This is a genomic window from Streptomyces antioxidans (genome assembly GCF_000968685.2).
Classification (GTDB): domain Bacteria; phylum Actinomycetota; class Actinomycetes; order Streptomycetales; family Streptomycetaceae; genus Streptomyces; species Streptomyces antioxidans.
In genome coordinates this window covers 144,862-153,793 of record NZ_LAKD02000055.1, presented here as the reverse complement: position 1 = coordinate 153,793, position 8,932 = coordinate 144,862, and the positions used below count along the sequence as shown (strand labels likewise).

9 protein-coding genes are annotated in these 8,932 nt (G+C 74.1%); 4 read left to right on the top strand and 5 right to left on the bottom strand.

Annotated features, from left to right (window positions below; genetic code table 11):
* Positions 1-179: 179 nt before the first annotated feature.
* Complete coding sequence (locus VT50_RS22730) at positions 180-1,214, top strand: NUDIX hydrolase (RefSeq protein WP_046084611.1); 1,035 nt, start codon at positions 180-182, stop codon at positions 1,212-1,214.
* Positions 1,215-1,264: 50 nt separating this feature from the next.
* On the opposite strand, the gene VT50_RS22725 is transcribed toward VT50_RS22730, so the two are convergent.
* Complete coding sequence (locus VT50_RS22725) at positions 1,265-2,626, bottom strand: dipeptidase (RefSeq protein ID WP_046084610.1); 1,362 nt, start codon at positions 2,624-2,626, stop codon at positions 1,265-1,267.
* Between the two features lie 168 nt (positions 2,627-2,794).
* Here VT50_RS22725 and VT50_RS22720 point away from each other — a divergent pair, with 168 nt between their 5' ends.
* The 3 genes from VT50_RS22720 (at position 2,795) to VT50_RS22710 (ending at position 6,236) form a co-directional block, all read left to right on the top strand.
* Positions 2,795-4,000, top strand: a complete 1,206-nt coding sequence (locus VT50_RS22720; RefSeq protein WP_046084609.1) for a geranylgeranyl reductase family protein — start codon at positions 2,795-2,797, stop codon at positions 3,998-4,000.
* Positions 4,001-4,231: 231 nt separating this feature from the next.
* Positions 4,232-5,554, top strand: a complete 1,323-nt coding sequence (locus VT50_RS22715) for a sensor histidine kinase (RefSeq protein ID WP_046084608.1) — start codon at positions 4,232-4,234, stop codon at positions 5,552-5,554.
* Between the two features lie 16 nt (positions 5,555-5,570).
* Positions 5,571-6,236 (top strand): response regulator transcription factor, encoded by a 666-nt coding sequence (locus VT50_RS22710; protein WP_044582312.1) that lies wholly within the window; start codon positions 5,571-5,573, stop codon positions 6,234-6,236.
* 168 nt (positions 6,237-6,404) lie between these two features.
* On the opposite strand, the gene VT50_RS22705 is transcribed toward VT50_RS22710, so the two are convergent.
* The 4 genes from VT50_RS22705 to VT50_RS22690 all read right to left on the bottom strand — a co-directional run bounded on the left by VT50_RS22705 (position 6,405) and on the right by VT50_RS22690 (position 8,924).
* A complete protein-coding gene (locus VT50_RS22705; protein WP_046084607.1) occupies positions 6,405-7,340 on the bottom strand; it encodes a DUF2797 domain-containing protein in 936 nt (311 codons plus the stop codon).
* Positions 7,340-7,582 carry a DUF6332 family protein gene (locus tag VT50_RS22700; RefSeq protein WP_046084606.1) on the bottom strand — a complete coding sequence of 81 codons (243 nt, stop codon included), beginning with the start codon at positions 7,580-7,582 and terminating at the stop codon, positions 7,340-7,342. The genes VT50_RS22705 and VT50_RS22700 overlap by 1 nt, the downstream gene beginning before the upstream one ends.
* A gap of 6 nt (positions 7,583-7,588) precedes the next feature.
* Positions 7,589-8,119: a DUF4442 domain-containing protein gene (locus VT50_RS22695; RefSeq protein ID WP_240529260.1), complete on the bottom strand. Its 531-nt coding sequence runs from the start codon at positions 8,117-8,119 to the stop codon at positions 7,589-7,591.
* Positions 8,120-8,189: 70 nt separating this feature from the next.
* Positions 8,190-8,924 (bottom strand): maleylpyruvate isomerase family mycothiol-dependent enzyme, encoded by a 735-nt coding sequence (locus tag VT50_RS22690; protein WP_046084604.1) that lies wholly within the window; start codon positions 8,922-8,924, stop codon positions 8,190-8,192.
* Between the last annotated feature and the right edge of the window lie 8 nt (positions 8,925-8,932).

The window sequence follows — 8,932 nt, the reverse complement described above, 5'->3', positions numbered from 1 at the left end:
GGCCACGGTGAACCCTCTGGCACGAGGGCCCGCTGATCCCCGCTCACGCACCGCCGCCCCGCCCCGCGCCCCCGCCCAACCCGCCCGGAGCGACGCGATCCGTCACTCGGTCGTCTTCGCGCGTTTCCGTGACAGGGTGATGCGGGCAACTGTCAGGAGGCGATGGAATAGGGGGAAATGTGATCGTCTGGCTGAACGGCGCGTTCGGTGCGGGTAAGACCTCCGCGGCCCGCGAATTGGTGGACTTCATGCCCGGCAGTACGTTCTACGACCCGGAGCTGGTCGGCAGCGGTCTGCGGAGGATGCTCCCGCGGAAACGTCTTGAGCAGGTGTCCGACTACCAGGACCTGCCCTCCTGGCGGCGGCTGGTGGTGGACACCGGAGCGGCGCTGATCGCGGAGGTCGGCGGCCCGCTCGTGGTCCCGATGACGGTCCTCAGACAGGACTACCGGGATGAGATCTTCGGTGGCTTCGCGGCCCGTCGCATCCCCGTACGGCACGTTCTGCTGCACACCGATGAAACGATCCTTCGCGAGCGGATAGCCGAGCGCCAGGAGATATCCGGGGACGCGGACGCCAGCGCGTCCGTACGCCAGTGGTGCCTGGACCATCTCGCGCCCTACCGGGCGGCCCTGACCTGGCTGACCACCGATGCCCACGTCGTGGACACCACCGGGCTCACCCCGCGCCAGACCGCCCAGCACATCGCCGACGCGGTCCGCGAGGGCGCCGGGATCTGTGACATCGTGCAGACCCCGGAGCCGAGGGCGGAGACCCTGGCCGCCGGGGTCCTGCTCTTCGACGAGGAGGACCGGGTGCTGCTCGTCGACCCCACCTACAAGCCCGGCTGGGAGTTCCCCGGCGGCGTCGTGGAGCCGGGCGAACCTCCGATGTGCGCAGGGGTGCGCGAGGTCACCGAGGAGCTGGGGCTGCGGCTGGACGAACCGCTGCGGCTGCTGGTGGCCGACTGGGAACGCCCCCAGCCGCCCGGCTACGGGGGGCTGCGGCTGCTCTTCGACGGCGGCAAGCTCTCCGGCGCGGCCGCCCGTGAGGTGCTGCTTCCCGGCTCCGAACTGCGCGACTGGCGCTTCGTCACCGAGAGCGAGGCCGCGGCGCTGCTACCACCGGTGCGGCTGAGCCGGCTGCGCTGGGCACTGCGCGCCCGTGAGCAGGGCCGCCCGCTCTATCTCGAAGCGGGCGTCCCCACGGGCTGACCACGCGGGCCCGGCCCGTGGGCCGCCGACCGGTGCGAGGCGCGGGGGCCTCAGCCCTTGCCCGCCGCGTACCTCCCCAGGAACAGCGCCTCGGTGAGCGAGAGCTTCTCCAACTCCTCCGGCGAGACGCTCTCGTTGACCGCGTGGATCTGCGCCTCCGGCTCGCTCAGCCCGATCAGCAGGATCTCCGCCTCCGGGTAGAGCGAGGCCAGCGTGTTGCACAGCGGGATTGAGCCGCCCTGCCCGGCGATCGCCATCTCCTGGCCGTCGTACGCCAGGCGCATCGCCTCCCCCATCGCCGCGTACGCCGGGCTCGTGGTGTCCGCGCGGAAGGGCTGGCCCTGGCCGATCTGCTCCACAGAAAGCCGGGCGCCCCACGGCACCGAGGACCGCAGGTGCTCGGCGAGCAGCCGGTTGGCCTCGGCCGCGTCCACGCCCGGCGGCACCCGCAGGCTGATCAGCGCCCGCGCGCCCGCCTGGACGGACGGGGTGGCGCCGACCACCGGCGGGCAGTCGATGCCGAGCACGGTGACCGCCGGCCGCGCCCAGATGCGGTCGGCGACCGTACCGGAGCCGATCAGCCCGACCCCGTCGAGCACCCTGGCGTCCTTGCGGAACTCCTCGTCCTGGTACGGCAGTCCGTCCCACTCCGCATCGGCGTCGAGGCCCTTGACGGTGGTCGAACCGTCCTCGGCGCGCAGCGAGTCCAGGACGCGGATCAGCGCGGCGAGCGCGTCCGGGGCCGCCCCGCCGAACTGGCCGGAGTGCAGATTGCCCGCCAGGGTCTCCACCGAGACCCGCAGCAGCGTCATCCCGCGCAGCGTGGCCGTGACCGTCGGCAGCCCGACCCGGAAGTTGCCCGCGTCGCCGATCACGATGGCGTCGGCGGCCAGCAGTTCGGGATGGGCCTCGGCATAGCGCTCCAGACCGCCGGTGCCCTGCTCCTCCGAACCCTCCACGATGACCTTGACGTTGACCGGGACCCCGCCGTTCGCCTTGAGTGCGCGCAGCGCGGTCAGATGCATGATCACGCCGCCCTTGCAGTCCGCGGCGCCCCGCCCGTACCAGCGGCCGTCGCGCTCGGTCAGCTCGAAGGGCGGGGTGTGCCAGGCGTCCTCGTCCAGCGGGGGCTGCACATCGTAGTGCGCGTAGAGCAGCACGGTCGGGGCACCGGCCGGACCGGGCAGCGAGCCGTAGACGGACTGGGTGCCGTCGGGCGTGTCCAGCAGCGCCACGTCCTCGAACCCCTCGGCGCGCAGCGCGTCGGCGACCCAGCGGGCGGCGGCCTCGCATTCGCCGGGCGGGAACTGGGCCGGGTCCGCCACCGACTTGAAGGCCACCAGCTCGGCCAGCTCGGCCCTGGCGCGCGGCTGCAGGGCGGCGACGGTGGCGGCGAGAGGCGCCTTGTCCATGGGGACCCTCCTGGGGGTGCGACGGCCGGCGGCGGGATGCGCGGCGATGGGCACGTATGTACGGCTTGATGCCGCGCGGCCGATCATCCCACAGCGGGGTCATCCACCGGGGAGCCGTAGGATGCCGGGTAGGCGCATCAGGTCGGTCGATTGGGAGCGGATCCACACGTGAGCAGCGACAACGCAGCCCCGGACAATGAGACGGTATGGGACGTCGTCGTGGTGGGGGCGGGCCCCGCGGGTGCCTCCGCGGCCCATGCCGCCGCCTGCGCCGGGCGCCGGGCGCTGTTGTTGGAGAAGGCCGAACTGCCCCGCTACAAGACGTGCGGCGGCGGCATCATCGGCCCCTCGCGCGACGCCCTCCCGCCGGGTTTCGAACTGCCCCTGCGGGAGCGGGTGCACGCGGTGACCTTCTCGCTGAACGGCAAGCTGTCCCGCACCCGCCGCTCCAAGCACCCGCTCTTCGGGCTGATCAACCGGCCGGAGTTCGACGCGGCCCTGGTCGACGCCGCCAGGGACGCGGGCGCCGAGGTCCGTACGGGCGTCACGGTCACCCGTGTCGAGCAGCACGGCCCGGCCGTGCCCGACCGGCGCACGGTCGCCGTGGTGCTCTCCGACGGCGAGACGGTGCTGGCGCGGGCCGTGGTCGGGGCGGACGGCAGCGCGAGCCGCATAGGCGCGCACGTCGGGGTGAAACTGGACCAGGTGGATCTCGGCCTGGAGGCGGAAATCCCCGTTCCGGATACCGTCGCGGAGGACTGGGCGGGCCGGGTGCTCATCGACTGGGGCCCGATGCCGGGGAGTTACGGCTGGGTCTTCCCCAAGGGCGACACCCTTACGGTCGGCGTCATCTCGGCGCGCGGCGAGGGCGCCGGGACCAAGCGCTACCTGGAGGACTTCATCGCCCGGCTCGGCCTCGCCGGATTCGAGCCCAGCATCTCCTCCGGCCATCTGACCCGCTGCCGCTCCGACGACTCGCCGCTGTCCCGCGGCCGGGTCCTGGTGTGCGGCGACGCGGCCGGGCTGCTGGAGCCCTGGACCCGCGAGGGCATCTCCTACGCGCTGCGCTCTGGGCGGCTCGCGGGGGAGTGGGCGGTGCGCGTCGCCGAGGCGCACGACGCGGTGGACGCCCGCCGCCAGGCCCTGAACTACGCCTTCGCGATCAAGGCGGGGCTCGGCGTGGAGATGGGCGTCGGCCGCCGACTGCACACGGTCTTCGCCCGCCGACCCGGGATGTTCCACGCGGCGATCACCGGCTTCCGCCCGGCCTGGCGCGCCTTCACGAAGATCACCCGCGGGACGACCACGCTGGGCGACCTCGTCCGCACCCACCCGGCTGCCCGCCGGGCCCTGGGGGCGATGGACCGGGGCTAGGGCGTGTTTCGAAGGTGGCGCCGTCCGCCCGGAGGGCGGGGCAGGCGGGACTTTCGAAATACGCCCCAGGGAGCCGCCCGCGTCCGCCGCGCCGTGGTAGGGAGCCGGGCTCGGCCCGGCCCCGCCCCGCGATCTGCCCGGCAGGGCATGGGCGCCTACTCCGCCGGGAGTAGGCGCGGGCACCGCGCAGGGGGGACGCCGGGGGCGCCCGGCCGGTTTAGCGTTACCCGTATGCACGGATTCACGGGGGAGCACGGCCTGGGGCAGCGGCCGGGCGGATGGCGGCGCGGGGCGCCCTTCGGCCCATCGCGGGCGCCCTTCGACCCCTCGCGTTCGGCCGTGCCCTGGCGCTCCTCGCTCGCCATCGCCGTCATCCAGATGGTGGGCACCGGGTTCGCCGCGCAGGATCAGCCCGTCCGGGCGGGCCTCGGGCCCGGGAGCGCCGCGCTGCTGCTCGCCGGGCCCGCGCTGCTGCTCATGCGCCATCGCCGTCCCGGGGCGGTCGTGGTCGGCACGGCGGCCGTGACCGCCGTCTACCTCGCCGCCGGATATCCGTACGGGCCCGTCTTCCTCAGCGTCGTCGTCGCCTGTGTGGCGGCCGTCGCGGCCGGGCGGCGGATCGCCGCGTGGAGCGCGCTCGGGCTGCTGTGGGGGAGCCATCTGCTCACCGGCCACTGGCTCTACCGCTGGCTGCCGCCGGATGGCGACGGGCCCGTCGGATGGGGGCAGGAGCTGGCGGTCACCGCCTGGGCGATGGCGATCGTGGCCGCCTCCGAACTCGTCCGCGTACGGCGCGAACAGCGGGCCCGGGAGCGGGCCGAACGGGAGGCGGCGGCCCGGCGCAGGGCGGACGAGGAACGGCTGAGGATCGCCCGCGAACTGCATGACGTCCTCGCCCACAGCATCTCGGTCATCAACGTCCAGGCGGGCGTCGGGCTCGCCCTGCTCGACCAGGACCCCGAGCAGGCCCGCACCGCGCTGACCACCATCAAAGCGGCCAGCAAGGAGGCGCTGGGCGAGGTCCGCCAGGTCCTCGACACCCTGCGGACCTCCGGCTCCGGCGCGCCAGGCGCCGCGCCGCGCTCACCCGCGCCCGGCCTGGACCGGCTGGAGGAGCTGACCGCGCAGGCGGCGGACGCGGGGCTCGCGGTGCGGGTGGAGGTGGACGGCGTACGGACGGCCCTGCCGCCCGGCGCCGATCTCGCGGCGTTCCGCATCGTGCAGGAGGCCCTGACCAACATCGTCCGCCACTCCGGCTCCCGTAACGCCCGTGTGCTGCTGCGCTACGGCCCCGGTGAGCTGGAGCTACGGGTGGACGACGACGGCCCCGCGGCCGGGGACGGGGCGACGGGCGGCGGCAACGGCCTGGTCGGCATGCACGAGCGGGCCGCCGCACTCGGCGGCACGGTGGAGGCGGGCCCGCGCCCGGACGGCGGCTTCCGCGTGCGGGCCCGGATCCCGTTCAACCGGGCCCGGATCCCGTCCAAGGGCGAGGAAGAGCCTCTGGAAGAGCCCCCGCGGGACAAGGACGGGAGGGAGACCCATGAGGGATGAGGACGGGCCAGAGACCGTGATCCGTGTCGCGCTCGCCGATGACCAGCTCCTCGTCCGCGCCGGATTCCGCGCCCTGCTGGCCGCGCAGCCGGACATCGAGGTGGTCGGCGAGGCGGCCGACGGGGAGCAGGCGCTGGCGCTCGTACGGGAGCGGCGCCCCGATGTCGTCCTCATGGACATCCGCATGCCGGTGCTCGACGGCCTCGCCGCCACCCGCGGGATCACCGGCGACCCGGCCCTCGGGGAGGTGAAGGTGGTCATGCTGACCACCTTCGAACTCGATGAGTACGTCTTCGAGGCGATCCGCTCCGGCGCCTCCGGCTTCCTGGTCAAGGACACCGAACCGGATGAGCTGCTGCGGGCGGTGCGCGCCGTCGTCGGCGGCGACGCGCTGCTGTCGCCCGGGGTGACCCGCCGCCTCATCGCCGAGTTCGCGGCCCGCTCCAGGGAACCCGCGCCCGCGGCGGCGCTGGCGGAGCTGACCGAGCGGGAGCGGGAGGTGATGGCGCTGGTCGGGATGGGGCTGTCGAACCAGGAGATCGCCCGGCGGCTCGTGGTCAGCCCGCTCACCGCCAAGACCCATGTGAGCCGCACGATGGTCAAACTGGGCGCCCGGGACCGCGCCCAACTCGTCGTGCTCGCCTATGAGTCGGGCCTGGTCCGGCCGGGCTGGCTCGGCTGAGCGGGGCTCCCGCGGGCGGACCGGGCTTCCGGGGATCTGTGCTCCGGGCCTTGCCCAGCCCCGCCCTGCTCCCAGCGCAGCCCTCCACCCACCACGGCCCTCCGCCCACCACGGCCCTCCGCCCAAGCGGCCCTCCGCCCACCACGGACCCTTCACGACAACGGCCGCTCAGAACAGCCCTTCCGGGGCCTCCGCCGCCCGCTCCCGCCGCGCCACCGGCGCCGTCGTCGGGGCGTCCGCCTCCGCCGCCGTCAGTGGCCAGCCCGCCAGCTGCCGGGCGTCCAGCAGCAGCGCCCGGCCGTCCGTCGAGGTCAGATGGATGTCCGGGCCCGCCACGGCGTCGATCCGGCCGCTCACGGTGGCCTCGGGGACGAACTGGACCAGCCCCGGCGCCGGGCGCACCCGATCCAGGTGGAACGCCACATCGTGGTGCACCGGCTCGCACGGGACCAGGGCCAGCGACTCCGGCAGACCGCCCAGGGCGCGCGCCCGCTGGTGGAGCGCGGCGAGGTCGGCGGCCCGCCGCTCAGGCGGCGGCGGGCTCTCGCGGGCGGTGCGCTTGGCGGCGTAGGGGAAGCGGTCAGGGACGCCGAGCGCGGTGCCCAGCACGGCCTCGGCGCGGCGCGCGGCCATCAGCGGGCCACGGCCCAGCAGACAGTACGAGAGCGCGGCCTGTTCCAGCAGCCGGACCCCCTCCCGCTCGGCCGCGGTGATCCCGACCTTGACCAACTCCGCGCCGAACCACGCGAGATAGACGTCGTAAGGGCGCGGATCGTCCGTACGGGTGTCGGCGGCCACGGAGTACGAGCGGTCCAGCCGGGCGCAGTCCGGGCACTGCGCCGATACGGCGGAGGCCGGGACCTCGGCCCCGGCCGGACACGGGGTGTGCCGGGCGCTCCTGCGGACGCCGACGCAGGCGCGCCGCGGCCCGGTGGTGAAGGAGAGCGGGCGGTCCGGCGTGAGCGGGGAGAGCCGTTCCCCCTGGGCCGGATGGCGCCAGACCAGCGCGGGCCCGCCGCGGCCCCAGCGCGCCCCGGCGCACTGCCACCGTGCGGACCGCGGGTCCTGGCTCCGGCTCCGGGCCCGGCTCTGGCCCCGGGGCATCAGCGCCGGTGCCGGGAGAAGAGCCAGAGCGCCCGCACCAGGCGGACGGCGAAGCCGACGGTGGCCACCGCGAAGGCGGCGCCCTGCCAGGCCCGCTCCTGGGCCCGGCCCAGGTCGCCGAAGAGGGCGGGGCTGTCGACCACCACATAGAGCACGGCCGCCAGCAGACCGGCCGTGACCAGGGCGAACACTATCTCGACAGTGAGCGCGTCACGTTCGTCCTGGGTACGGGGTCCGGTCATCTGCTCTCAGCCCTTCGTCTGGTGTCCGGTGGCCTCCGCCGGTTCGGTCCGCTCCGGCTCCGGCCCGCGCTGCCCATCATCGCGCTTCCGGCGTACGTACAGCTGCTTCCGCACGCGTGCCACGACCGTACCGTCCGCGGCGACCACCTCGCTCTCGAACCACGGCAGCGTCTTGCCGCCGTCCGCCGTGGCCCCGCGGATCTCCTCCAGCCGCTCCTCGGTCACCGTGAAGTCGGCGAACACATCGCCGCGGCCGGGTGAGACGAAGTCGATCTCGCCGGACTTGTCCCAGACGATGTAGTCCCGGCCGAGCCCTCGCATCACCAGCAGCATCCAGAACGGGTCGCTCATCGAGAACAGCGAGCCGCCGAAATGGGTCCCCACGTAGTTGGAGTTGAAGCGGTGCAGCCGCAGCCTCACGCGGGCGCTGCTCCAGTCCTCCGCGATGTGGACCACCCGCACTCCGGCGAAGAGATAGGGCGGCCACCAGTTCATCGCGCGGCGCAGTCCGCGCGGCGACATCGATCGACGTGACATGGCAGGAAGCTAACACGGGTTATTACTCACTGGTAACCCGTATGGTCGGGCCGCCCGGGCGGTCGGGAGGTCAGATCTTCGAGTGCTCCCGCCACAGCTCGGCCAGCTTCTCGTCCCCCTCCGTGGTCAGCGCGCTGATCGGCAGCCGGTTCCAGAGCGCGAGATAGAGGTCGTGGGCCGGGCCGCTGAGCTCGCAGTCGGCCGCCCCCTCACCATGGCGCTCGACGCGCAGGGCGTCCTGGGACAGCCGTATCGTCCAGGCCGCGGCCTGGTCCGTGGCCCTCACCCGGAGCGTGCGCGGAGTGTCCGTGCGCACCTGGGACCGGTCCCTGCTGTGGAAACCGGCCAGCAGCTCATCGACCCCGTCGGCCGCGAACTCCGGGGTGAACGGGGAGAAGTCCCCGCCGCGCGCCGACTCCGCGTCGATCCGGTGGATGGCCGTCTCATGGGCCTGGCGCCTGGCCCAGAACGCGAGCGGGGAGTCCGCGGGCAGGAAGGTGAAGCACTTCACCTCGGGGTCGGCATGGGTGAGGACGTCGACCAGCCGGCCATGGACCTCGCGGTACCACGCCACCAGCTCGGCGTCGGCCGGCGCCCCCTCGGCCGGCGGCCGGACCGGCTTGGTCAGGCCCTCGGCGACGAACCGGGCGGCCCAGCCGTGCACCCGGCCGAGGTGGGACAGCAGATCGCGGACGCGCCAGTCGGGGCAGGTGGGCACGGGGGCGTCAAGCCCGGCTTCGGCCGCGGCGTCGGCCAGCGACAGGCCCTCGCGGTCCACGGCTTGGATCAACTCGGCAGTCTCCATGGCGGCAT